Here is a 26,025-nt window from a genome sequence, read left to right on the forward strand (position 1 = left end):
TTAGCGGCGGCTTGAAAAAGTTTGCGGCTGGCAGATGATTCAGAGGGCTTTCAGCCCAGCCAGTAACATGCCCTTATAGGGCTGAGCAAGCCACCGGCTTTGCCGGTGGTTATGACTACAGTGGAATTCAATCCATACATTTTTTTATTTCTATCTTTTCTCCGTTTTTGCTTGTGGTAGACCGAGTTTTTCGACAGTCTGAGAGTCTTCTTGTAAACAATTCATGAATTTCCTTGCACATTCTGTAAAAAGATGATAAAATAAAACGATAATGGGATATCAGAGATATTCCGGAATCAATTGAAAAAAGAACAATCAATCTATGAAATAGAAAAGGTGATTACAATGTTTAAAGCGATGCTTGAAAAAGTGATCGGCTCCTATTCCGACAGGGAATTAAAGCGGGTAAAGCCTATTGTGGATAAAATACTTGCTTTGGACGAGGCGTATCAGAAGCTGTCCGACAAGGAGCTGACCGCAAAAACGGAAGAATTCAAAGAGCGCCTGGCAGCCGGGGAAACCCTTGATGATATTCTGCCGGAAGCCTTTGCGACCGTCCGGGAAGCTTCTGACCGTGTGCTGGGATTAAAACATTACCCTGTTCAGCTGATCGGCGGTATTATTCTCCACCAGGGACGGATTGCCGAGATGCGCACCGGTGAAGGAAAAACCTTGGTTGCAACCCTGCCGGTATATCTGAATGCGCTGGCGGGAAAAGGCGTGCATGTAGTCACCGTCAACGATTATCTGGCAAAGCGTGACAGTGAATGGATGGGCAAGCTGTACCGTTTTCTGGGGATGTCGGTGGGGCTTGTCATCCACAGCGACAATCCGATGCTGAACCGCAAGCCGCAGTACGACGCGGATATCACCTATGGTACCAACAATGAGTTCGGTTTCGATTATCTTCGTGACAACATGGTGATCTATAAGGAACAGATGGTACAGAGAGGGCATTATTTCGCCGTTGTCGACGAGGTGGATTCCATCTTGATCGACGAGGCGAGGACACCGCTGATTATCTCGGGGCAAGGGGACAAATCGACCGATATCTATAAGGTGGCCAATCAGTTTGTCCGGGGGCTCACCTACAAAAAGATTAAGGAGGAGGACCTGAAAGAGGAAACCGACGAGGGCGATGCCGATTATATCATCGATGAAAAAGCCCATACTGCAACGCTGACACAGAAAGGAATTGACAAGGCCGAAAAGGCTTTCAGTATCGAAAATTTATCCGATCCCGACAACATGACCATCTCTCATCATATCAACCAGGCGCTGAAGGCTCATGGCTTGATGCACCGGGATGTGGACTATGTGGTCAAGGACGGCGAAGTTATTATCGTTGACGAGTTTACAGGCCGTTTGATGTTCGGACGCCGTTATTCCGATGGACTGCATCAGGCGATCGAGGCGAAGGAGGGCGTCAAGGTGGAGCGGGAGTCCAAAACGCTGGCCACCATCACCTTCCAGAACTATTTCCGGCTGTACGAGAAGCTTTCCGGTATGACAGGTACCGCACTGACCGAAGAGATGGAATTTCAGGAAATCTATAAATTAGATGCCATTGAAATTCCAACCAATAAGCCGGTAATGCGGAAAGATCTGCCCGATTATGTCTACAAAAATGAAACGATCAAGTTTGAACAGGTAGTGGAAGAGATTTCAAAAAGACATGAGAACGGCCAGCCTGTGCTGGTTGGAACCATTTCGATTGAAAAATCGGAACTGCTCAGTAAAATGCTGAAAAAGCGCGGTATCAAACATGAGGTGCTGAACGCAAAATATCATGAAAAGGAAGCGGAGATCATCGCCCAGGCAGGTAAAAAAGGGGCCGTTACCATTGCCACGAACATGGCAGGGCGAGGTACCGATATTATGCTGGGCGGAAACAGCGAATACATGGCAAAGGCTGAGATGGCGAAGCGGGGTTATTCCGAGGAACTCATCAATGAGAGTATAGGTCATGCAGATACTGACAATGAGGAGATCCTGGAGGCAAGAAAGGTATACACCGAATTGCTGGAACAGTTTAAGGACGCGATTAAAAAAGAGCATGATGAAGTGGTCGCCGCAGGAGGCTTGTGTATCATTGGTACGGAACGACATGAGAGCCGCCGCATCGACAACCAGCTGCGGGGACGTGCCGGTCGTCAGGGCGATCCAGGTGAAACTCGTTTCTTTATCTCACTGGAAGACGATCTGATGCGCCTGTTTGGCTCCGAGCGGATCTTAAATACCATCAATGCTTTGGGACTGCCGGATGATGAGCCCATCGAGCATAAAATGCTCACCTCTGCCATTGAAAATTCCCAGAAACGGGTGGAGGGAAAGAACTTCAATGTCCGTAAACATGTCCTGCAGTATGATGATGTCATGAACAAGCAGAGGGAAGTGATCTATTCCCAGCGTCAAAAAGTTTTGAATGGAGAAAATCTGAAGGACACCATCATCAAAATGATGGAAACCTCCATTGAAGATCTGATAAAAACATACTGTTCTGCCGGAGACTATCCCGACGTTTGGAATATGAACGCCATCTATGATCAGGTCAATGCGAATTTTATGCCGGAGGGCAAAAAGCTGACCTTTACGGATGACGAGCTCAATGGACTCACCAAGGATCAGTTGAAAAATATCATCTGTGACGAGGCGATGGAACGCTATGCCGAAAAAGAGAAACTCTTCGGCGAAGCGATGCGTGAGGTGGAACGAGTTGTTCTTTTAAGTGTTGTAGACAGCAAATGGATGGATCATATCGATGATATGGAACAGCTGAAGCAGGGGATTAATCTGCGGGCATATGGTCAGAAGGATCCTGTGATAGAGTATCAGGTAGAAGGATATAATATGTTTGAGGAAATGATTCACAATATTGGCGACGAGACCGTCCGCCATATTATGAATGTTGTTCCAAAAGAAAATATGGAGCGTAAACAGGTTGCAAAACCGGTTACGGCATCCCACGGTTCCGACGGAACGGTTGCAAAACAGCCGGTAAAAGTCGGCAAAAAGGTTGGCAGGAATGATCCCTGTCCCTGCGGTTCCGGCAAAAAGTATAAAAAATGCTGCGGGTTTAATCAGAATGAGACGGATGCGTAAAAACGGATGATTCGTTTTTGCATATGGCGCTCACTGTGCCCCTGTAAACAGTGAAACGTTTTATACTGCGGGCAAGATGTCCCATGCTTCTTAAGGGGCGGGTATCTTGTTTTGTAGTAAGCGGCGAGCATATATCTTGCGCTTCGCAAGGTTGAAACGCTGTTAAAGCGGCTTTTGCTGCGCAAAAGCTTTCAATGAAATCTTGTTATAAAAAAGTTTTTCATTCTGAAAAACGCAGCCGCGCTTCGCACGCTGTTTTTTGAAACATGCAATTGCGCGCAATTTCCTATGTTATAAAATAACGGGGAAAGGATCCCCTTATCAAAAATTTGAGGAGTGATGAAATGGTTGAATTGGAAGAATTGAGACTGAAACTCTCTTCCATGGAAAAAGACATCTGTGATTTGAGGGATTCACTTTAGCATCCTTGCATTGAAAAAGGAAATCGATCAGTTGGAGGAACAGACGCAGGATCCTGCTTTCTGGAATGATATTGAGAAATCCTCGGTTGTTCTGCAAAAGAGCAAGAACTTAAAGCAGAAGGTAGAGGGCTTTGAAGAGCTGGAGAAACAGTGGGAAGACACGTTGATGATGACCGATATGGCTATCGAAGAAAAGGATGAATCACTTTACGGTGAACTCAGTGAAGCGGCGGGCAAACTGGAGGAAAACATTTCCGCTATGAAGCTGGACGCTCTGTTAAACGGCCCTTACGACAAAAACAACGCCATCATCTCCCTGCATGCGGGAGCCGGCGGAACAGAGGCGCAGGATTGGGTGGAAATGCTGATGCGGATGTATGTTCGCTGGGCGGAGCGCCGGGGTTTCAAAACCGAAACGCTGGATTATCTGGCGGGGGATGAAGCCGGCGTGAAGAGTGTGACGATCCTGATATCCGGTTTGAATGCGTACGGTTATCTGAAAGCAGAAAAAGGCGTGCACCGGCTGGTGCGGATTTCACCCTTTGACGCTTCCGGCAGACGGCACACCTCCTTTGCTTCGCTGGATGTCATGCCGGAGCTGGATGATGACATGAAGATTGACATTAATCCGGATGATCTAAAGGTGGATACCTACCGCTCTTCCGGCGCAGGCGGTCAGCATGTCAACAAGACAGAGTCTGCCATCCGTATTACACATATCCCTACCGGGATTGTGGTGGCATGCCAGAATGAACGATCCCAGCATAAAAACCGTGACACTGCAATGAAGATGCTGATGGCAAAACTCATAGAGCTCAAAGAGCGGGAGAATAAGGAAAAGATTGAGGATTTGAAGGGCGAGCAGAAGGATATTGCCTGGGGAAGCCAGATTCGCTCCTATGTGTTCCACCCCTATAATCTGGTGAAGGATCACCGCACCGGCTTTGAGATGGGAAATATCACTGCTGTCATGGACGGCGATCTGGATGGCTTTATCAATGCCTATCTGATTGAGCAGAGCAAAAAAAGCGAGGATTAAATATGTTTGATAAACTGAACTTTTTGGAAGAGAAATATAAGGAACTCAACTCTCTTATTTCGGATCCGGACGTCATTGCGGATCAGGAGAGATGGCGCAGGCTTATGAAGGAACAGAAAGACTTGACGCCGATTGTTGAGAAATATAAAGAATACAAAAAGGCGAAGGAGACCATTGAGGAATCTCTGGAGCTTCTGGGAACGAAGCTGGACAAGGATTTTGAAGAACTGGTCAAGATGGAGATGGAGGAAGCCAAGGCAAGCATCGGAACCATAGAGGAGGAGCTGAAGGTTCTTCTTCTCCCCAAGGATCCCAATGATGACAAGAATGTCATTGTGGAAATTCGGGCGGGAGCAGGCGGTGATGAAGCGGCTCTGTTCTGCGGTGACCTGTATCGGATGTATACCATGTACAGCGATTCCAGGGGCTGGAGCACCGAAGTGCTCTCCGAGAATCCAACCGGTTTGGGTGGATACAAGGAGATTTCCTTTATGATCAAGGGCGAAGGCGCTTATTCCAGATTGAAATATGAGAGCGGTGTGCATCGGGTACAGCGGGTGCCGGAAACGGAATCCAGCGGAAGAATCCATACATCCACCATCACGGTGGCAGTCTTGCCGGAAGCGGAAGATGTCGATGTGGATATTAACCCGGATGATATTGAAGTGGATACCCTGCGTTCTTCCGGCGCGGGAGGTCAGCATGTCAATAAGACAGAGTCCGCGATTCGCCTGACCCATAAGCCTACAGGAATTGTGGTCATGTGCCAGGATGAGCGCTCCCAGTTCAAAAACAGAGATAAAGCGATGAAAATTCTTCGCTCGAGAATTTTCGATCTGGCTCAGCGGGAACACGATGCAAAAATTGCGGCGGAGCGGAAAAGCCAAGTTGGAACCGGAGACCGCAGCGAGCGTATCCGCACCTATAACTTCCCTCAGGGAAGAGTCAGCGACCATCGGATTGGTCTTACACTTCATCAGCTGGAATCCGTATTAAACGGCAGTCTGGATGAATTCATCGACGCGCTGATCACTGCGGATCAGGCGGAACGTTTGAAAAATACAGAACAGTAGAAAGCCTCTGCAGGGTTCTATCTCTTTTCTCTTTCACATAGGATAGCAGTGGGGTGATCGAGAGATGAGCGAACTGATGCAAGTGACAGGTATCGGCTTTTTTGCCGGTATGCTCGGCATTCTTACCGGCGGGCTGGTCAGTCCGCGGACAGGAAGGCGCCGCTTTTTTCATTTTATCAATCGGTTGGAGGGACAGCCTCATTCCAGACTTTATGATATCTTTGCGGAATTTGCCGCCGGACTGCTTATTGCAGTAATCTGTTTTGATTTACTGCCGGAAGCTTTTTTGCTCGGAGGTCTTATAAATTCTCTGCTGGGTATTTTTCTAGGGTTGCTTTTTATGCTGATATTCCAGAATATTCTGGTTACGATGAGGATGAAGCGGGGCACAGTCTCCCGCTGCTTCTGGCTGGAAATCTCCCTGTTTTGTATTCCAGCCGGTCTGGCGCTGGGTGCTTCCTATCCTGCGGATGGAAAGATAGCCGCCGCTGTGACATTAGCGATTGTTTTAAACAGCATACCGGAAGGGATCCGATATCTGGGCAATGATTCTGCACAGAGGGGACAGAAGATTGGAATTGCAGCGTCTTATAGCCTGCTGACCGCTTTCGGTTCTTTTGCCGGGGCATTTCTGACCGCCGGATCGGGAAACGGAACCTCCCTTCTTTTAAGTATATCAGGCGGAGCGCTTCTGTATCTTTGCGCCGGTGTGCTGCTTAGGGAGGATGGAACAATCCGGGGAAGACTGCCGGCGGTATTGCATATTTTAGGAATTCTGCTGGGCTTGCTTCTGGCTGTCTGCACATAGGAGATGATTGGTATCAATACAGAGATAATCAGAATAGAAGACAATGATAACCTGTTAAAGCCTGCCGCTGACTGCTTGAGAAACGGCGGGCTTGTCGCGTTTCCGACCGAAACGGTATACGGTCTGGGCGGCAATGCGCTGCTTGCGCAAAGCGCAGAAAAAATTTACCGGGTGAAAGGTCGTCCTTCCGACAATCCTTTGATTGTGCATATTTCCGCTCTGGACGAAGCGGAAAAGATCGGCGAGAGAATTCCAGATTCCTTTTACCGGATGGCAGAAGCGTTCTGGCCGGGACCGCTCACTATGATTGTCAGGAGGAAAGCGGAGATCCCTTATTCCGTTACCGGAGGACTCGATACCGTTGCTATCCGCATGCCCTCACATCCGATTGCGCGGAAGCTGATTGCTTTGGCTGGGTGTCCGGTGGCGGCCCCCAGCGCCAACTTGTCAGGCGGCGTCAGCCCCACATTGGCAAAGCATGTGATTCAGGACTTGAACGGAAAGATTGAATATATTATTGACGGCGGCAGTGCGCAGTACGGGCTGGAATCCACCGTCATTTCCCTCACCGGGGACAAGCCTGTTATCCTTCGGCCGGGCAGTATCACGTATTCTATGATACTTGAGATATTGCCGGATACCCTTCTGCACGAAAGCCTTATCGGCACTGTGCAGGATTTGGAGGAAAAACCCTCTTCTCCGGGCATGAAATACAAGCACTATTCCCCGAAAGCGGAGGTCTTTCTTCTCTACGGAACCGATGAAAAAATACGCAGCTATATGAAAGAACATGACAGCGAAAATTGCTGTATGTTTCTGTATGAAAAACAGGAAAAATCCGACTTTTGTCACACTTACAATCTTGGCTCGGACAAAGATTTATCCCAAAGCGCTTCCCGGATTTTTGCCTATCTGCGGGATGCGGACGAGAAAGGATATCAAAGAATTTACATACCCGCCGTGCCGGAAAAAGGCGTCGGACTCGCTCTGATGAACCGGTTGAAAAAGTCAGCGGCGGGAAACAGTATCAAACTGTAATTGGGATTTTACGTCCCTTACGGAAGGAAGCGGTTGAATGAAAATATTGTTTGTCTGTACCGGCAATACCTGCCGCAGTCCTATGGCGGAGTATTTGCTGAAAAAACATTTGCAGGAAAAAGGAAGAATGGATGTTCAGGTGTGCTCAGGCGGACTCTGTGTGGCCGGAGGGGAATCCGCTTCCCCGAACAGCATAGAAGCTTTAAAAGAGCAGGGAATGGATTTAAGCGGTTTCCGCTCCAAACCGGTATCGCCGGATATGATTGCGGATGCGGATAAAATTTTCACCATGACGGAAAGCCATCGGGAGGTTCTCGCGGGGGCTTTTCCGCAGTTTGCTTATAAGATTCAGACGCTGAAAGAGGACGGAGATATCATGGATCCTTACATGCAAGATCTTGCCGTGTACCGGGCAACCAGAGACGAGATTGATTCCTGGATTCAGAAACGAATGGAAGATGGCAGTTTTGATTGAGATAAAGCGGATGGAACGGGAACATGTTTCCCAGATTGCTGAAATTGAGAAGAAAGCATTCGCCGATCCCTGGTCGGAGGAATCCTTTCAAGGGGAGCTTGACAATCCTCTGGCCTGCTATTTTGTGGCGGAAAAAGACAGTGAGGTTTTGGGATACGGCGGCTTCTGGGAAATTGCAGGCGAGGGCAGCATCACCAACATCGCAGTGAAAGAGGGCTTCCGCGGACAAAAGATCGGCAGCCGGATTCTTTCTGCGATGATTGCATATGCCAGGGAACATCGCTTTTCATTTCTCACGCTGGAGGTTCGCATTTCCAACGAACCGGCAAAGCGCTTATATGAAAAATACGGGTTTCGTCCGGTGGGATTGCGCAGGGGCTACTATTCGGATAACCGGGAGGACGCTCTGCTGATGACCCTGGAATGGAATGAAACGAAAAAGGAGAGAACAGAATGAGACTGTTAGGAATTGAGACTTCCTGTGACGAAACCTCAGCTGCAATTGTGGAGGATGGAAGGAAGGTTCTTTCCAATGCGATATACACCCAGATTGACACCCATAAGCTGTATGGAGGCGTTGTGCCGGAGATTGCGTCAAGAAAGCATATCGAGAAGATATCCGCAGTGGTGGATCAGGCTTTCGCGGACGCGGGGCTGGCTTTCCATGATATTGACGGCGTGGCGGTCACTTACGGCCCGGGGCTGGTGGGAGCGCTTTTATGCGGGGTATCCTATGCGAAATCCTTTGCCTATGCATTGAAAAAGCCTCTTGTGAAGGTGCACCACATCAAAGGGCATATCGCGGCAAATTATCTGTCCCATCCAGAGCTGGAGCCGCCTTTTCTGTGCCTGGTGGTTTCCGGCGGACACAGCCACATTATTGAAGTGTCTGATTATAACGCTTACCATATTGTGGCGCAGACCCGGGACGATGCGGCGGGGGAAGCCTTTGACAAGGTTGCCCGGGTCATCGGCTTGCCCTATCCCGGAGGCAGCCAGATGGACCGCCTGGCAAAGCGGGGGGATGGCACCAAGCTGGATTTCCCTCGGGTACATTTTCCGGACAGTCTGGATTTTTCCTTCAGCGGGCTGAAAACCGCGGTGATCAATTATATTCATCGGATCGAGCAGAGATATGATGTCAAAGTGTCCCTGCTTGGGGATACAGATGTCATTACAAGGGAAATGTTTGAAGGCAATGGGGTAAAACAGCATGCTCCCCTTGTGACCAAAGCGGATCTTGCCGCCAGCTTTACCCGTGCGGTGGTGGATATTCTGGTTGAGAATACCATAAAAACTGCTTTGGAAAAGAATTATCGAACGATTGCGCTGGCCGGCGGTGTTGCCTGCAACAGCTTTCTGCGGGATGCAATGAAACAGGTCGGAGAACAACACGGGATATCAGTATGCTATCCAGAGCCGGTTTTCTGTACGGACAATGCGGCGATGATTGCCAGCATGGGATATTACCTTTTAAAGAGTGGGGAAACCTGCGGGCTGGATTTAAACGCGGTTCCCTATATCAGTATCGAAAAATAATGATAGGAAGATGTCCTATGGCGGACAATATTAAGACAACAAAAAGTGTTTGGGATAAAATTTGTCCTAAACATTTTTTACATTTGAAATGCGCACTTACTCACCAATTTTCAAAGAAAAATGGAAGCATTGCTTAAAAAGGCGAGGTGAAAATAAGAATTTGTGTGATATAATTATTTTGCAGATAAATCGGAAACTGTAAAGGAGAATACTGTGCCAGTTAATATAGCGGAAACATTTGAATTGTTGTTTGATAAGAATAATAATGTTGCTTATAAAGCATTACAAGAGTTACAAATAGAAAGTGAAAAAACGAATTGTATTTATTCTTATATGGATAGATTAAGCGATATGCTTGACAGTGATAATTCCTATATTCGTACAAGAGGGCTTGTGCTACTTGCTTATAATGCAAAATGGGATAAAGATTACAAAATTGATGAAGTTATTGATAAATATTTGAAACACATAACAGATGTCAAACCCATTACGGCAAGACAATGTATTAAGCTGCTGCCGATTATTGTAAAGTATAAACCAGAATTAAAGACGGATATTCTTTCTGCGCTTCATTACGCAAATATATCTGTTTATGACGATAGTATGCAATCGTTAGTTTACAAGGATATTCAAAAAGCATTAAAAGAAATACAGAAATTGTAAATTCCCATTTATCGCGCAGAATAAATCTAAAAAACATAAAAGAGCAACTCTTTTTATGCGAAATTATTTTGTCAATACGAAAACAAAAAGCCGATAGATTTTATTTTAACCTATTGGCTTTTTATATTTAATATAGCTATGCAGATAACCTTTTTACTGTCTTAACAGTGTCGTCCTATGGCAGCATGAATCATAAGAAAAATAGAATATTTTATTTATGATAGCCTGTGGTGGTCACCGCGGCAACCGGATTTCCCAGTTCATCCGTGACGTCAATCCGATAATAGCTGGTGGTTCGTCCGTTTTTTATGCATCTGGCCTCTGCGATCAGGCATTCTCCCTTTGCTGTGCCAAGAAAGGTAATATTGGAGCTTAAGGATACCGAACCCGGCTTCTGCCAGTTGGAAGCAACGGCAAAGGCAAAATCGGCCAGGGTGAAGGGCACCCCGCCCATCACGCCGCCCATTGCGTTTTTATGAAGCTCTCCCAGCTTCAGGCTGCATTTTGCGTAGTGGTCTCCGATCTCGTCAATCACGGCGCCGCTTTCGGTGGCGTAGCGATCCTTTGCAAACAGCGTTCTCACTTCTTCAATGGTTTCCATTCTCTTTTTCCTCCTTGCTTCTCTCCGTCTTATTTTCACAGTTTTGTTTCCTGCATTCCGCACAGTTTCCGCGGCAGCCTTTCCGCTGGCGGATGGACCGCAGAGCCAGCCATACCAACAAAAGGATAACGGTCAGCAGAATCATATCACGTACTCTCATGATTACACCTCAGAGAAGAAGGCCGGCCAGCTGATAGAAAGCAAAAGCCGCTATCCATGCGATTCCGGTCTGGAAGAGAACGACCATAAGGGCATATCTTGCGCCGCCCATCTCTCTTCGCACTGCATTGACCGCCGCCACGCAGGGGGTGTAGAGCAGGGTGAAAATCAAAAAAGAGCAGGCTGCCAGAGGAGTGAAGATTGCTGCCAGAGCCGAGGGAAGATCAGCTGTGCTTGCCCCGGTCAGAACCGCCAACGTGCTCACCACAGCCTCCTTGGCGGAGAAGCCGGTGATCAGTGCGGTGGAAGCCCTCCAGTCGTTAAAGCCCAGCGGTGCGAAGATGGGGGAGATCAGCCGCCCAATCTGGGCGAGCAGGCTGTCCGCGCTGGATTCCACAACATTCAGACGGGTGTCAAAGGTCTGCAGGAACCAAATGATAATCGTTGCGACAAAGATCACCGTAAAAGCGCGCATCAGAAAATCCTTGGCCTTATCCCACATCAGAAGCAGAACCGTTTTCATGCTGGGGAAACGGTAATTGGGCAGCTCCATCACAAAGGGAACCGGTTTGCCGTGGAAAACAGTGCTCTTTAAAACCAGTCCGCTGATAATCCCAATCAAAATTCCCATCACATAAAGGCAAATCATCACAAGCGCCCGGTGGTGCGGGAAAAATGCCAGGGTAAACATGGCATAGATGGGAAGCTTGGCGCTGCAGCTCATAAAGGGAGTCAGCAGAATCGTCATCTTCCGATCCCGTTCACTGGAGAGGGTGCGAGTTGCCATAATGGCCGGCACGGAGCAGCCAAAGCCCATCAGCATAGGCACAAAACTTCTGCCGGACAGTCCGATTTTCCGCAGCAGCTTATCCATCACAAAGGCGACGCGCGCCATATAGCCGCTGTCCTCCAAAAGGGAGAGAAAGAAAAACAGAACGACAATCGTCGGCAGGAAGGAAAGTACGCTTCCCACACCGGCAAACACGCCGTCGATCAGCAGGGAGTGAACCACCGGATTGATCCCGTAAGCGGTAAGGCCGTCACTTACAAGACTGGTCAGCCCGTCTATCCCCATCGAGAGCAGGTCGGAAAGAAAGCTGCCGATAAAGCCGAAGGTCAGAAAAAATACTGACATCATGATAAGCAAAAAGATGGGAATCGCAAAATATTTATGGGTCAGTACGCTGTCCATTTTCAGACTGCGCAGGTGTTCCTTTGAAATTTGCGGTTTTACCACGGTATCCGCACAGAGCTGCTCAATAAATTGATAGCGCATGTCCGCCAGAGCGGCTTCCCGGTCGGTATCCAGTTCCTTTTCCATCTCCGTTACACTGTGCTGCACCATATCCTTTTCATTTTCCGACAAATCCAGCTTGGACAGCATGGGGTCATCCCCCTCCACCAGCTTGGTCGCCGCGAAACGGGGCGGCACATGAATGCGCTGTGCATGGTCCTCCACCAGATGGGCCACCGCATGAATCGCACGGTGCACAGGACCGGAGCAGAAGTCCAGCCGTTTGGGCAGTTTGCCGTTTACCGCCGTATCCACCGCCTTGTCAATCAGCTCGTCAATCCCCTCATTTTTGCTTGCGGAAATGGGAATGACCGGTACGCCCAGCTCCTCCCGCAGCTTTGCAATCTTGATGGTGCCCCCGTTTGACCGCACCTCATCCATCATATTCAAGGCGATAACCATGGGGATATTCAACTCCAGAAGCTGCATGGTCAGATAAAGGTTTCGTTCAATATTCGTTGCGTCGACAATATTGATGATCCCGCCGGGATTTTCGTTTAAAAGAAAATCCCGGGTGACAATCTCTTCGTTTGTATAGGGGGAAAGGGAATAAATTCCAGGAAGATCCACAACCGTCATATCCCTGTGACCTCGGATCGCGCCGTCCTTCCGCTCCACCGTCACACCGGGGAAGTTTCCGACGTGCTGGTTGGAGCCGGTCAATTGGTTAAACAGTGTGGTTTTGCCGCAGTTCTGGTTACCTGCCAAAGCGAAGATCACGATGATTTCCTCCTTTGCGCAGGCGGCGCCTGTTTTTTTGTCTCAGTCCGCTGATCTGAATATGAGGTGCGTCTGCCGGGGAAGGCTCTTCCCCCTCCACGACAATGTTTTTTGCATCCTCCAAACGCAAGGTAAGCTCATAGCCCCTTAGATGGAGCTCGATGGGGTCCCCCATTGGAGCAACCTTGCGGATCATGACTTTTGTGTGCGGCGTCAACCCCATATCCAGCAGATGGCGCCGGAGTGCCCCCTGGCCGTTTACAGCGAGAATGGTGGTTGTTATACCAAGTGGAAGCTTATCCAAAGTCATTCCGTTGTCCCCTTTCCGAATTGTGTGAGTTAGTCTGTACTATCTTTTTATTGTATGCTATCTCTTTTCTTTTGTCAATAGAAGAGATCGGAAAGAAGAAACAAAACAATCGAAATCTTCGAAGCTTGACATGTTTTTCCTCTTCCGGTATACTGAAAGCAGAATAAGACAAAGGAGGGAGTGCAGTGCATCTGTCGAAAAACAGCAAGTTATGGCTTGGAGCGGTAGTATTTTTGGTTGTCAATTGGGGGATTTACAGCTTTTTGCCTGAGAGCGGCAGTTCGAAGATTTCTTTTCATTTGGCTTCGGCAGTAAGCGTGCTCCTGTTGCTTGTTCTTTTATGGATAGCACAGAAGAAAAACTTCGATCCCGTCAAATGTTTTGTGCCGGTTGCCTTGGTAACCGGCTTACTGTATATGTCATCTGTTCCCGCTTTCCGTGGTGCGGATGAGGAACTCCATTTCTACCGCGCCTATGAGATTTCCTGCGGTCATCTGGCGTCGGACTGCCGGGACGGCGCAGGGGGAAGAGAGCTGCCCGTCAGTCTGTGGGATGCCAAGCCGGACAATTTTAAGAACTTTGATTTTGAGCAGATGGGAGAAAAGCTCAAAATTTCCCTGAAACCAGAAGAAAAAGAGTTCATTGTTTTCAATACCTCGTCTCTGTATTCTCCGGTGCAGTATCTGCCTCAAGCATCCGGCATTCTGATAGGAAGGCTGTTTCATCTGCCGCCGGTTGCACTGGTCTACTGCGGCCGGGCGGGAAACTTGCTGTTCTGGATTTTAGTCTGTTGGCTTGCACTGCGTATCTCGAAAGGTTCCTCTTTGATTTACCTGATCGGGCTTCTTCCGTCCATGCTGCATGCGGCGAGTATTCTGTCGGGTGACGCAGTAACGGTTGGCTGTATTCTTCTGTTTGTCACCTATCTTATCAAATTATCTTACTTTGAGAGGGAGAAGAGGATAACGGGACACCATCTGACGGTTCTCTTTTTGCTGGGAATGGCCATAAGCCTTTGTAAAATTGTCTATTTTCCGATCTGTCTTTTGATATTTGTCCTTCCGCAAAGCAAATTTCGAAACAGGAAGCGCTATCTTACGGCAACGATTTTTCTGGTTGTGGTCTGTATTCTGGCCAATCTGTCGTGGACGGCATTTTCCTGGAGATTTTTAAATGAGGTCAACGAGGGCGTGAACGCGGCCGAGCAGGTCAAATACATTCTGTTCCATCCGGTTCGGTATCTGGGGATCCTATTGCGCACAACGGCAAACTATTTTAATTTTTATCTTCAGACGGTTGTAGGAGCAAACTTCTGCCTGTTCGACACTCCCATCTACATCTGGATTACCGATTGTTATCTGGTGCTTTTGGGGTATCTGGCAGTGTTTCATAATCCGATAGAGGCGCAGGGATATTTTGTGCAAAAGAAGGACAAGGGGATTGCCCTGCTTGCTCTGACGGCAGTGTTTCTATTGATAAACACCAGCTTATATGTCCAGTGGACGCCGGTGGGGAAAGCTATGATTGACGGGATACAGGGAAGGTATTTTGCACCTTTCCTCTGTTTGCTTCCCTTCTTTTTCCGCAAGCGGAGTGAATACAGAGCTGAAACAGTCACGGTCTGTGCTTCCATTTTGCTTGCATATCCGGTTGTCATGACCTTGTTTTTAAAGCATATATAAAAAGAAGGGAGGGCTCTATGTCCTCCCTTTGCAATGAATTCTTGATTTCCATAAAAATCTTTCCATATCGCATATGGAACAGTTATTTCCTCTGGAAACTGTACTCTCTCCAAATCAACTTTAATGTATTTCTTTCATTGCGGGTAATCTTTTTTTCCTAACCGTTTAAACATATCCCTATTCTAAGAATATTATTTATAATAGCGTTAATATTTTAATGACAATATATCTATCATTTTATAAATGCTTTGTAAAGTCTGCTTCTTCCCGTGATTAATCCTTGCTATTTATCCGGACATTTATTATAATAAAAATAAGTATATCTTAAGCATTAGGGAGGTGAACAGCGTGTCCCTGCGGTTTGTCACAGGTGAGAAAAAGACCGGCAAGACCACGTTCCTGCTGGAGGAAATCAAACAGAAAATACAGTCGAAAAAACAAGTGATCTATATCGTGCCGGAGCAGATGGTGTTCCGGGCGGAGGCCTATATTCTGGACAGGCTGGGGGAACAGCAGGCCTTTCTGGTGGAAACGCTGAGCTTTTCCAAGCTTGCCGCCTCCCTTTTGCGGAAGCGACCGGATTTAAAGCTGCTTCAGCTGCTGGACAGCTGTTCGAAAAAGCTGATCCTGCACAAGGTGATGGGAGGGCTGAAAGACCGGCTTTCCGTCTATGCGGGCGCGTCCAGCAATCCGCGGATGATCGCCCTGCTCTCGGAGAATATCACCGAGCTGAAAAAATACGGTGTGGATGAAAAACGGCTGGAGGAAATTTTACAGGAACAGGATCTCTCGGATAATCTGAGAAGAAAGCTTACTGATATCAGAGAGATTCTGCATTCCTATGAGCAGGAGCTCTGCGGCCTCTATCAGGATCACGACGATATGCTGACCATGGCCTGCCGGGAGCTTGATGCGGGAGAGCTGGAGGACGCGGACGTCTATATTGACGGCTTTGTCGGCTTCACGCTTCAGGAAGCGCAGATGATCGGGAGTCTTTTAACCCATCAAAACAGGGTGACGGTTACCCTGACGATGACGCCGGAGGAGGATTCCTATTACGGAAAACGCTTTTACACCACTTGGCTGACCCGGGAAAAGCTGTCGGGGATGGCGCGGGATGCCGGCGTGCCGGTGGAGAAAATCGCGCTGGAACAAAAAAGGTTTGAGCGGGAAGAGATCCGGTTTCTCTCCGAGAATCTTTTTCTGGACGACTATCGAAGCTGTGAAAGCGAACCGGAGCATATCGTGCTGGAGGAATACCCGGATATGCAGAGAGAGTGCGAGGGCATCGCGGCGGATATTCTGCGCAGGGCGGCAGAGCAGGGGGTGCGTTTCGGGGAAACCGCGGTGATCGTGCCGGATCCCGAGGAGTACCGCCCCTATCTTGCCAAAGCCTTTGGAAACAGACAGATCTCCTACTATCTGGACGGCAAGGAGGATATTGTCCGGCTTCCCATCGTGCGGCTGATCTCCAATGTTCTGTCCGTCTGCGTGCGGCGGAACGATCGGCGCCCCTATTTCTTCTATCTGAAGAGCGGCTTCTTTTATCCCGAGGCGTACGATAAGATTCTACGGTTTGAAAATTTTGTGCTGGAAAACGGCGTTCGTTCCTACGATCTCGCCGATGGAAACGCCTTTCAAAAGGCGCTGGAACGGGCGGAAATCTGGGGAAAATGCAAAGACAGCGAGGAACTTCGGGAGGTCTACGATCGGGTATTCGCTCCGCTTAACCGGCTTTCCGCGGCAATGAACCGGAAGAGCACCGCGGCCGAAAAATCCGCGCTTTTTTATGAGTTCATGAATGAGGCGGGAATCCCTCAATTCATTGATAGAACGGCAAACCGCCAGAAGCAGGAGGGCGACCAGATTGGCGCCATGCAAACGCTTCAGGCGTACAATGCGGTTTGCTTTGCCCTGGAGAAAACCGCCCTTGTTCTGGGGGACGGTGATATTTCTCTGGCTGCCTATCAGGAGATCTTAAAGGAGGCCATTCGGGACGAGACGGTATCGACCATCCCTCTGGGCTTTGACAGCGTGATGGTGACCGGATTGGGGCGTCTGAAGAGCAACGATTACAAGGTCATTTACTTTGCCGGTCTGAACGAGGGCAAAATTCCCGGGAGCTTCCGAAACGAGGGGCTCATCAACGAGACCGATCGCATGGAGCTGGCGAAATACGGCTTGGAGCTCTCCAAGGGAAACCAGCTGAAAATTGTGGACGAGTATACCGAAATCTATGAGATTATGAGCTCCCCCGCGGAGGAATTGATTTTGAGCTATCCGGTAACCGCAAGCAGCGGGGAGGCGTTGAAGCCCTCCATGCTGATCGGGGAAGTCCGGGCGATTTTTCCCCGTATTTCTGTCCGGAAAATAGGGGAAAGTCTGCGCTTTACGCCCAAGGACGAGCTGTTTGACCGGGCGGCGGAAGCGCTTTGCGAAAAGCAGAACGGCGGCCTGATGTCCGTCTTTCTGCAGGATGAGGACTACCGGACGGCGGCGCAGACGGCTTTTGACCATTATTTTCACAACAAGGAACCGGAGACGGTGGATGAAAAGCTGGTGAAAAAGCTCTATCCCAATAAGCTGGAAACCAGCGTTTCCCGTCTGGAAAAATACCGAAGCTGTCATTTCGCCTATTTTATGGATTATATGTTAAAAGCGCAGGATGTGGAGGAATTAAAGCCGGATCCCCTTTCGATGGGCTCCATGCTTCACAGCGTGATTGAGCAGTTTTCCAGAACCGCCAAGCGGATAGGCTACGATACAATCGACGAGGCGTTTATCCGGTCGGAAACGGATAAATTGGTAGACAAGCTGTTAAAGGATCCGAAAAACAGCGCTTATACCTTAAACCGCAAGAATGCTTACGCTGTCAAAAAATTAAAGAGGGTGGCCGCGCGCACCCTCCTGAACATCAAAAATCATTTTGAGAAGAGCGCCTTTACCCCGCTGGGCTTTGAGATGTCCTTCGGCAGGGAGGACAAGGAGCTGAAAGGGATTACGCTGAACCTTTCCAACGGATGCGAGGTGAGCTTAAACGGCGTGATTGACCGCGCCGACCGGGCGGAGGAATTCGTGCGGGTGGTGGATTACAAATCCTCCGGCAAGGAATTGTCCGCGAATGATATTTATCATGGGCTCTCCTTACAGCTGGCGGTATACCTTGCCACCCTGCTGAAGCAGAACCCTGCTTACCGCCCGGGCAGTATGACCTATCTGGCGGCGGATGACCCGATGGTTTCCATCCGCTCGATGAACGACGTCCGGCAGGTGGAGGAGGAAATCCGCAGCCGCTTTATGATGAAGGGGATTCTCCTGAAGGATAAAACCGTTCTTTCCATGATGGACAGGGAGCTGGAGACGTCCGGGAAATCCCGTATTGTGGACGCCTCGCTGAAAAAAGACGGCGAAATTCAGGCGCTGAAGGAGAAAAACATGCTGACGCTGGGCGAGTTCCAGCTGGTTCTTAAGCGGGCAGTGGATATGGCACGGCTTCTGTGCGAGGACATCTATGCGGGGAAAACCGATGCAAAGCCGGTGAAGTGCGGGGATAAGGACGGCTGCCGCTACTGCGGCTACAATCATATCTGCGGCTTTGATCCAAAGAGGGATACGCCCGAGGAACTGCCCAAGCTCAGCAAGGACGAGGTGCTTGGAAGGCTGAGAGGAAGCAAAGAGGAGGAGAGCGAATGAAGTTTACAGAGGAACAGCAGACTGCCATCGACACGCGCGACACCTCCCTTCTGCTTTCCGCGGCGGCTGGTTCGGGAAAGACTACCGTTCTGGTGGAGCGGATTATACAGAGAGTCCTTTCAAGGGAAGCGCCGGTGGACGTGGACCGTATCCTGGTGGTGACCTTCACCAAGGCGGCGGCTTCCAGCATGAAGGAGAAGCTGCAGCGGGAGCTGAAAAAGCAGTCGGCGCTGCACCCCTCCGACCGGAATCTGAAAAAGCAGCTTCTGGCATTGCAGAATGCCAGCATCACAACGGTGCATTCCTTCTGCAGCGAGGTGGTCAAAAACAATCTGCATTTGCTGGGCGGTTTGGTGCCTGCCAATTACCGGCTTCTGTCCGAGGCGGAGGGAAATCTTCTGCAAAACCGCGCGGCGGAGCAGGTGCTGGAGGAATATTATGAGTCCGGCGATCCGGTTTTTGAGCAGGTGGTGGAGGCCTATTCCTCCAACAAAAATGACGACAAGCTTCAGCGAATCCTTCTGGATATCTACCGCTTCCTCGTCAGTATGCCCTATTATGCGGATTGGTTTGAAGGATGCTTTTCTCATTTTGAGGAAGCTATCTTAAGCGAAGATAACCTTTATATGAAGCTGATTTGCAGGCATGCGGCGGAACTGTTTGCCGCTTTCGGCGAAACATACCGCTATCTGATGGACGGCGGGGAGGAAAAGCTCGCCGGACGGATGGAAGCCGAGCTTTCAGGCTTTCAGGAAGCGGAACGGCTGGCCCGGGAGGGAGCGTTTTTCGCACTGGCGGAGCGGGTGAACGCCCTGACGGTGGAAAAACCGAAAAAGGACAGCTACCGGGAATTTGCCGCAAAGCAGATAGAGACAATGAAAAATGAGTTTTTCTGCCATACACAGGAGCAGATGAAGGCGGATGTGGAACAGACACTGCCCTTGATCCGAAAAATAGCGGAGCTTGTCCTCCGGTTTGACAAGACCTTCCGGCAGCTGAAGACAGACCAGAACGCCATTGACTTCAACGACCTGGAGCATCTGGCTATCCGGGTTCTCTCCCGCCGGGAGAACGGGAAGACGGTTCCCACCGAGGCGGCGCTCTCCTATCGGGAAAAATTTGTCGAGGTGATGGTGGACGAATACCAGGACACCAACGACGTGCAGGAGGAAATCTTCCGCATGGTTTCCCGAAACGAGCGGAACCTGTTCGCCGTGGGGGATGTAAAGCAGAGTATCTACCGTTTCCGCCAGGCGAATCCGGATATCTTTTTAAACCGCTCCGGCGGGAACGAGAAGAAGGACTGGGCGAAAACCATCTATCTAACCCAGAATTTCCGGTGCCGCAAAGATATTGTGGATTTGGTCAATTTTGTTTTTGATGACATCATGGAGGAAAAGCTGTCCTCCATCCCCTACCGGGAAAGTGAACGGCTGGTACAGGGCGCGTCCTTTTTTGAACCGGAGAATCCGACGCTGTACGGCACCGAGATCCTGCTTTGCCATAAAGAGCGGAAGGAGGAAGCCGAGGTACAGAGGGGCGAGAGTGAGGGCATTCTCATCGCCAAGCGTATACAGGCGCTGACGGAAGATGAAGCCTTCCTCGTGGAGGACGGCGGTGAAAAGCGCCGGCTGCGCTATAAGGATATCGCGATTCTGGTGCGGAGCGTCTCGGATCAAACCCGGCTGCTCGCCGACACGCTGATAAGAAATCATATTCCAGTCAATTTCAGTGAGAAGAAACCTCTTTTGGAATCGGCTGAGGTAAAAGGTCTGTTCGCCTATCTGGAGGTGCTGGACAATCCCTATCACGATGTGGCGATGATTGCGGTGCTCAAGCAGTTCTTCCGTCTTGGCAACGAACAGCTGCTGGAGCTTCGTTTGAGAGGGCGAAACAAGCATTTTTACGAGCTGCTGCAGGAGGGCGGCTATGAAACGGTTTTGCGGACGTTGGACAGCTACCGGAAAAAAAGCTTTCAGAAGACGGTGTATGAACTGCTGACCGAGCTTTTGAAGGATACCGGATATTTGGCCATACAGACCGCCTGCCCCAACGGCATGGAGAAACGCGCGAACCTGCAGGCATTTCTCAAGATGGCAAAGGAGTTTGAGGAAAACGGCTTTCGGGGGCTTTGCGACTTTGTCAGCTTCATACGGGGGCTCATGGAATCACCGGCGCAGGATAAGCATGAAACCCCTGTCGACGAGGAGCGGGACGCGGTTCGTATCATGACCATCCACAAGAGCAAGGGGTTGGAATTTCCTGTGGTGATCCTTGCCCACGCGGACAAAAAGGGAAACATGCAGGATTTGAACAAGGTGCTCCTGTTCCACCGGAATTATGGAATCGGGTTTGATTACATTGATGTAAAACGGCGGTTCCAGTATCCCACCCTGATGAAAAATGCTGTCCGGCTGAAGATCCGGCAGGAGCAGACGGCAGAGGAATTGCGGCTTTTGTATGTGGCGCTCACCCGTGCGCGGGAAAAGCTGATCATCACGGCGGATGTGCCGTTTATCGCGAGCAGTATGAACCGCTGGAACCGCTGTGTGGAAAACGCGACGCACAGAATACAGTACGATGGGCTGTTCGCGGGGAATTCCTATCTGGATTTTCTGATACCGCCCCTGCTCCGCCTGGATACCTTGCAGGAGTTGAACCGGAACGGCGAAGGGATTGTTCCGGCGCCATTCTCGGTCAGCCTGCGGGATTACACTTATATGGAACTGGAGCACATCAAAAAAGAACAACAGCAGAGCGATGAGGAGGAGCGTGAGGTTCTGCTCACACCTGCCGAGGGCTTTGCGCTGGAAACTCTGTGCGACATCCGCTATCCCTTCCGGCAGGACAGAGAACTTCCGCGCAAGATTTCCGTCAGCGAGATCCGGCGGATTCAAACGGAGGATCACAGCCTAAGCGCTTTTCCCGTTTCGCTGTACACGCCGGTGTTTTTCGAGAAAAGGGAAATGGAAAACCGTGCGGATTACGGCACGATGGTGCATCAAATTTTTGAATGGATCGACATAAAAAAATTAAAAGAGGGAAAAGATATAGACGAGCTTCTTGACGAAGCCGCTTTGAAAAATCCGCGGATTCAATTGAATAACGCGGTGCGCAAAGGGGTGCGCGATTTTTATGAGAGTGAGTTGGGCAAAGCGCTTTTGCAGGCGGAACAGGTTCGCAGGGAGCAGGATTTTTTGATTCGCCTTGAGGCGAGGGAGATCTATCCGGATTCCGGACAATCCGAAAAAATTATGGTGCAGGGGATCATCGACTGCTATTTTTTCCGCGATGAGAGCCATGTCGTTCTGATCGATTACAAGAACAGCGTCAAGGAGGAAGCGGATCTCAAAAGGGAGTATGCTTCCCAAATCGGAATATACCGGAAGGCACTGCACAAGATTTTAGGGGATGGGATTTCGATTGAAAGCTATCTTTGGGATGTAAACCGAGGAAAAAGCATTGCAATGGATTAGAATTGGTTTACAAGAAAACAAATTCATGTTAAGATGATGTAAGTGTATCACAACGAATAGGAGCGTGTTTCGGTGAAAAAAGGATTATTGATTACAGGCGGGCTGGTCACAGCGTTTTTGGTTTCCTTTTCCGCCTCGGCTTATTTTATGATGAACGCAAAAGATCTGGTGTTTGCCAAGGACAAACAGGAGGTTTCTGAGCTGACGCAGCAGCTGGAGAGCAAGGATACGGAAATTGCGGACTTAAAGGAACAGGTCGAACGCTACCAGACCCTTTACACGGCTGCGATTGCAGGAAAAAGAGAATCCGGTGACACAACTTCCGGCTCCTCCGCGACAAAATCTCCCTCAGGGACACAGGCACCGGCCTCTACCAAGGCTTCCGGAACAACAACAAAGCCTACCCGGACAGTGAGTCCGACAGAGACGCCGGCTGCGACAAAGACGCCCACCAAAGCCCCGGAGAGCACACAGACGCCTGAGAATACAAGGAAACCAACGGCGCCGGACGAAAGCAATACCTCCGCGGATGAATAAGATGAATAACACGAAAAACACGAAAAAGAAAAGATGGATAGCGGGCGGATGCCTTTTGATTGCGGCGGTTGCGGCCGCCGCAATTTTTTCCGATTGGAGCCGTCCCTTGGAACAAACTGGTTTTTTAATGGATACGCAGGTGCGGCTTGTGATCTATGACAGCGGCAAGCAGAAGGAGACAATGGAAGGCGCCTTTGCCCTGCTCCGGAATATTGACCAAATGATGAACGTCCACAATGAGGAATCGGAGCTTTCCCTCCTGAACCGGGAAAAGGAACGAATGGTAAGTCCGGAACTGTTCTCTGTCATTCAGAGGGGCTTATACTTTTCCGAGTTGTCCGGCGGATTGTTTGATATTACCGTCCGCCCTTTGACGGAAATCTGGGATTTCAAACAGGAGCGGGTGCCGGATGCGGATGAAATTTCGGCAGCGCTGGAAAAAGTCAACTATCGCAATGTCTCTCTTCGGACGGATAACACGGTCGTGCTGTCCGGCGGCGCTCAGCTGGATTTGGGCGGGATTGCCAAGGGATACGCCGCAGATTGCGTCTGTGAATATCTGCGGGAAAAAGGGATAAAAAACGCCCTGATTGATATCGGGGGAAACATCAAAGCCCTGGGAGACGGCAGGAAGGGCGAAGGCTTTCAGATTGGACTGCAAAACCCCAGCGGACAGCGGGGAAATTATTTTGCATCTTTGCCAGTTCGCAATGCAAGCGTGGTCAGTTCCGGAGTTTATGAAAGAAATTTTGAAAAGGACGGGCAGCTTTACCACCATATCATCGATACCCGTACCGGCAGACCTTTGCAAAACGGAATCGTCGCCTCCTCGGTGATTGCGGAGAGCTCCATGGATGCGGACGCTCTTTCCACCACACTGATGCTGATGGGGGGAGAGGCCGGCAAGCAGTTTGCGGAAGGTTTGCCGGGGATTGAGTGTATTCTGGCGGACGAGAATAAAAATCTTTTTTTGACCGACGGTCTGAAAAATCAAATAAACATTACCGATACTACATATCATGTTAGAGAAGGAGGCGTTTGAAGTGGTTGATCTGGCAATTATCGGAGGCGGACCCGCAGGCTTGAGCGCGGCTGTTTACGCAAAGCGCGCGGGTCTTTCCACCATCCTGTTTGAAAAGATGTTTTTCGGCGGGCAGATGGTGAATTCCCACAATATTGAAAATTATCCCGGCTATGCTTCCATCAGCGGAATCGACTTGACCGCAAAATTTACCGAAGCGGTGGAGGATGTGGAGAAACGGATGGAGGAGATCATGGCGGTCGACTTCAGCAATAAAATACTGTTTACCGCAAGGGAGAGGATCCAGGCGCGCTCTATTCTGATAGCTACCGGTGCAAAGCCGCGGCTTCTTGGCGTTGAGGGGGAGGAAAGGCTCTCCGGAATGGGCGTGTCCTACTGTGCGACCTGTGACGGCGCGTTTTTCCGAAACCGGACGGTGTGCGTGGTAGGCGGCGGAAATACCGCTTTGGACGACGCGCTGTATCTTTCCAAATTTGCAAAGGAAATTTATCTGATTCACCGCCGGGACGCTTTCCGTGCGGATGAGCTGACGGTGAATAAAGTGAAGGCGGAACCGCTGATCCATTTGGTGCTGGACACGGAGGTTCAGCGGCTGGACGGAAAAGATTCCCTGGAAAACGTTCTTGTCCGAAACAAAAAGACAGGAGAAGAGCATGCGATCCAGGCGGACGGCATTTTTATCGCTGTGGGAAATATTCCGCAGACCGAGTTTTTAAACGGCAAAATTGATCTCACGCCGGAGGGCTATATCAAGACGGACGAAAGCCTGCAAACCAGTATGGAAGGCGTGTTCGCCGCCGGCGATGTGCGCGAAAAAGAACTGCGGCAGATTGTCACGGCGGCAGGAGACGGCGCCGTTGCGGTGGACAGTATACGGAAGTATCTGCAATCAACGTGATGTTTGCTCCAATGATTTACGGCAAACCAAAAGTAAGCACTCGCTGGAGGGGTAAGTCTCCATAAAGAAGTTAAGGACAAGACAGATCACAACGGTCTGCCTTGTCCTTTTTTATAACATAGGAAATTGCGGGGAATCGTCCGCAATTGCATGTTTCAAAAAACAGCGTGCGAAGCGCGGCTGCGCTTTTCAGAATGAAAAGCTTTTTTACTGTATAACCCACTATGACACTATAAGGGAAAGCGCCCGTGAGAGAGTGCGGTAAATACAAAAAATTTGGACGGTTCCCCTGAAAGCTGGCAATTTCACTCTTTCTTCCGTGTCAAACAAACCCCAACGATCGATCCAATCAAGACAATTGGCGCTATTCTGACGAACAGCCACTCAAATGCGTGAAACACTACTCCGATTACCGCGGTTTCGGGTTTGCTGTAATCCCAACCCGAGTAAGGACTGTTTAACACGATTAGGACTGCGAAAATAGCCACTATAACCGTACACAAAAAGATAAAAAGCCAATGAATCACTTTTTGTCTCGTTGCTTTTCTATTTGCAAGCTGCAGGTTTATGACCTCAAGCTTCTCGGAGATTACTTTTAAGTCATCAGCCTTCGTCTCGACAACGGTTTCTCCAAGCAGTGTGCTTACAGGCGTTTCAAATACCTTTGATATGGAAATCAGCATATCGGCATCTGGAACCGACAGACCTTGTTCCCATTTAGAGATTGTTTGCCTCACCACATTCAGCTTGATTGCAAGTTCCTCTTGTGAAAGCCCTTTGGATTTTCTGATTGTTTTAATGTTTTCATTTAGCATCAGGGATGCCCTCCTTTCACTGCTATTATACGGAGGAAAGCTCGTTGCGGCAAGCAACGCAAATTAACATCACAGCATTCTTTCGATAAATTGAGAGTTATCGCCGAAATCATTATAAAGGAACACCCGCTGAAAAGCAACTTCTTTTCAACGGGTGTCAGGTTTCCTTATGGCGGGTGCTTTTTTCTGTGCGGCCGGATACTCCGCTGAAAGAAGAGAGAAACAAAACGGCAGGAGCAAGCCCCTGCCCTACAAAATAGATAATTAAAAAATGATTCTATAAAAACAACATTATAAAAATTCAAAAGAAAGTATTATTTCTGGTCTGTTAAACCTAATAAATAATCTGTACTTACATTATAAAATTTAGCAAGTTTAATCAAGGTTTCATCTGTCCACGGAATTTTTCCAGTCTCATACTGTGAATATGTGTTTTGAGCTACTCCGAGAATTTTACATAAATTTTTTTGTTTGATATCATTATCTTCTCTCAAAGCTTTAATATTTTTTAAAAACATTTCAATCACGTATAATTAAACCATCTCGAAAGGGGTGGTTTTAATTATATCTCCTTTCTTAAAGTTTTTGATTATATTTGCAGGAGTAGCTACCTGCGATATAATAAAGACAAGCACTGTG

20 protein-coding genes and 1 pseudogene are annotated in these 26,025 nt (G+C 49.1%); 15 read left to right on the forward strand and 6 right to left on the reverse strand.

Translation table 11 applies throughout. From position 1 onward, the window contains the following. Positions 1-345: 345 nt before the first annotated feature. The 9 genes from secA (at position 346) to KQI32_RS10450 (ending at position 10,159) form a co-directional block, all read left to right on the forward strand. Entirely contained in the window at positions 346-3,102 is a 2,757-nt protein-coding gene (secA, locus tag KQI32_RS10410) for a preprotein translocase subunit SecA (protein ID WP_216424962.1), read from the forward strand. A 344-nt stretch (positions 3,103-3,446) separates the two neighbouring features. Continuing rightward, positions 3,447-4,563 (forward strand): peptide chain release factor 2 gene (gene prfB / locus KQI32_RS10415; RefSeq protein ID WP_374197075.1). Its coding sequence is split into 2 segments (ribosomal slippage): positions 3,447-3,509 and positions 3,511-4,563, totalling 1,116 coding nucleotides; the frame shifts between segments, so codons are not numbered across the junction. A gap of 2 nt (positions 4,564-4,565) precedes the next feature. Further along, on the forward strand, positions 4,566-5,636 hold the full coding sequence (gene prfA / locus KQI32_RS10420) for a peptide chain release factor 1 (RefSeq protein WP_177691106.1): 1,071 nt from the start codon (positions 4,566-4,568) through the stop codon (positions 5,634-5,636). A 64-nt stretch (positions 5,637-5,700) separates the two neighbouring features. Then, a complete protein-coding gene (locus KQI32_RS10425; protein WP_177691108.1) occupies positions 5,701-6,444 on the forward strand; it encodes a ZIP family metal transporter in 744 nt (247 codons plus the stop codon). Between the two features lie 3 nt (positions 6,445-6,447). After that, on the forward strand, positions 6,448-7,482 hold the full coding sequence (locus KQI32_RS10430) for an L-threonylcarbamoyladenylate synthase (protein ID WP_216424971.1): 1,035 nt from the start codon (positions 6,448-6,450) through the stop codon (positions 7,480-7,482). 37 nt (positions 7,483-7,519) lie between these two features. Then, positions 7,520-7,957, forward strand: a complete 438-nt coding sequence (locus KQI32_RS10435; protein ID WP_177691112.1) for a low molecular weight protein arginine phosphatase — start codon at positions 7,520-7,522, stop codon at positions 7,955-7,957. Next, positions 7,950-8,414 carry a ribosomal protein S18-alanine N-acetyltransferase gene (gene rimI / locus KQI32_RS10440; RefSeq protein ID WP_374197076.1) on the forward strand — a complete coding sequence of 155 codons (465 nt, stop codon included), beginning with the start codon at positions 7,950-7,952 and terminating at the stop codon, positions 8,412-8,414. The genes KQI32_RS10435 and rimI overlap by 8 nt, the downstream gene beginning before the upstream one ends. Continuing rightward, the gene (tsaD, locus tag KQI32_RS10445; RefSeq protein WP_216424988.1) at positions 8,411-9,496 is read left to right on the forward strand and encodes a tRNA (adenosine(37)-N6)-threonylcarbamoyltransferase complex transferase subunit TsaD; all 1,086 of its coding nucleotides are present in this window, start codon (positions 8,411-8,413) and stop codon (positions 9,494-9,496) included. Before rimI ends, tsaD begins: the two co-directional genes overlap by 4 nt. 213 nt (positions 9,497-9,709) lie before the next feature. After that, positions 9,710-10,159 carry a SufBD protein gene (locus KQI32_RS10450; RefSeq protein ID WP_216424989.1) on the forward strand — a complete coding sequence of 150 codons (450 nt, stop codon included), beginning with the start codon at positions 9,710-9,712 and terminating at the stop codon, positions 10,157-10,159. A gap of 211 nt (positions 10,160-10,370) precedes the next feature. Here the strand turns inward: KQI32_RS10450 and KQI32_RS10455 are convergent, their stop codons facing one another. The 4 genes and pseudogenes from KQI32_RS10455 to KQI32_RS13595 all read right to left on the reverse strand — a co-directional run. After that, positions 10,371-10,760: a PaaI family thioesterase gene (locus KQI32_RS10455; RefSeq protein ID WP_216424991.1), complete on the reverse strand. Its 390-nt coding sequence runs from the start codon at positions 10,758-10,760 to the stop codon at positions 10,371-10,373. Continuing rightward, positions 10,747-10,920, reverse strand: a complete 174-nt coding sequence (locus KQI32_RS10460) for a FeoB-associated Cys-rich membrane protein (RefSeq protein WP_216424993.1) — start codon at positions 10,918-10,920, stop codon at positions 10,747-10,749. The genes KQI32_RS10455 and KQI32_RS10460 overlap by 14 nt, the downstream gene beginning before the upstream one ends. Positions 10,921-10,929: 9 nt before the next feature. Continuing rightward, positions 10,930-12,933, reverse strand: coding sequence for a ferrous iron transport protein B (gene feoB, locus KQI32_RS10465; protein ID WP_216424995.1), 2,004 nt, complete (start codon positions 12,931-12,933; stop codon positions 10,930-10,932). A gap of 88 nt (positions 12,934-13,021) precedes the next feature. Further along, positions 13,022-13,243 (reverse strand): annotated as a pseudogene (locus tag KQI32_RS13595) (ferrous iron transport protein A); the annotation flags it as partial. Between the two features lie 185 nt (positions 13,244-13,428). On the opposite strand from KQI32_RS13595, the gene KQI32_RS10475 reads away from it, so the two are divergent. The 6 genes from KQI32_RS10475 to trxB all read left to right on the forward strand — a co-directional run bounded on the left by KQI32_RS10475 (position 13,429) and on the right by trxB (position 24,571). Beyond that, positions 13,429-14,925: a DUF2142 domain-containing protein gene (locus tag KQI32_RS10475; RefSeq protein ID WP_216424998.1), complete on the forward strand. Its 1,497-nt coding sequence runs from the start codon at positions 13,429-13,431 to the stop codon at positions 14,923-14,925. A 348-nt stretch (positions 14,926-15,273) separates the two neighbouring features. Further along, positions 15,274-18,618, forward strand: a complete 3,345-nt coding sequence (locus KQI32_RS10480; RefSeq protein ID WP_216425000.1) for a PD-(D/E)XK nuclease family protein — start codon at positions 15,274-15,276, stop codon at positions 18,616-18,618. After that, positions 18,615-22,094 (forward strand): helicase-exonuclease AddAB subunit AddA, encoded by a 3,480-nt coding sequence (gene addA, locus KQI32_RS10485; protein ID WP_216425002.1) that lies wholly within the window; start codon positions 18,615-18,617, stop codon positions 22,092-22,094. The genes KQI32_RS10480 and addA overlap by 4 nt, the downstream gene beginning before the upstream one ends. Positions 22,095-22,166: 72 nt before the next feature. After that, a complete protein-coding gene (locus KQI32_RS10490) occupies positions 22,167-22,631 on the forward strand; it encodes a hypothetical protein (RefSeq protein WP_216425004.1) in 465 nt (154 codons plus the stop codon). Between the two features lies 1 nt (position 22,632). After that, positions 22,633-23,673, forward strand: coding sequence for an FAD:protein FMN transferase (locus tag KQI32_RS10495; protein WP_216425005.1), 1,041 nt, complete (start codon positions 22,633-22,635; stop codon positions 23,671-23,673). Position 23,674: 1 nt separating this feature from the next. Further along, the gene (trxB, locus tag KQI32_RS10500) at positions 23,675-24,571 is read left to right on the forward strand and encodes a thioredoxin-disulfide reductase (protein WP_216425007.1); all 897 of its coding nucleotides are present in this window, start codon (positions 23,675-23,677) and stop codon (positions 24,569-24,571) included. A 305-nt stretch (positions 24,572-24,876) separates the two neighbouring features. On the opposite strand, the gene KQI32_RS10505 is transcribed toward trxB, so the two are convergent. Both KQI32_RS10505 and KQI32_RS10510 read right to left on the reverse strand, forming a co-directional pair. Beyond that, positions 24,877-25,386 carry a helix-turn-helix domain-containing protein gene (locus tag KQI32_RS10505; protein ID WP_216425008.1) on the reverse strand — a complete coding sequence of 170 codons (510 nt, stop codon included), beginning with the start codon at positions 25,384-25,386 and terminating at the stop codon, positions 24,877-24,879. Positions 25,387-25,700: 314 nt separating this feature from the next. Next, complete coding sequence (locus KQI32_RS10510; protein ID WP_216425010.1) at positions 25,701-25,904, reverse strand: helix-turn-helix domain-containing protein; 204 nt, start codon at positions 25,902-25,904, stop codon at positions 25,701-25,703. Between the last annotated feature and the right edge of the window lie 121 nt (positions 25,905-26,025).

The sequence above is a fragment of the Acetivibrio sp. MSJd-27 genome, assembly GCF_018918095.1.
Taxonomy (GTDB): Bacteria; Bacillota; Clostridia; order UMGS1840; family HGM11507; genus HGM11507.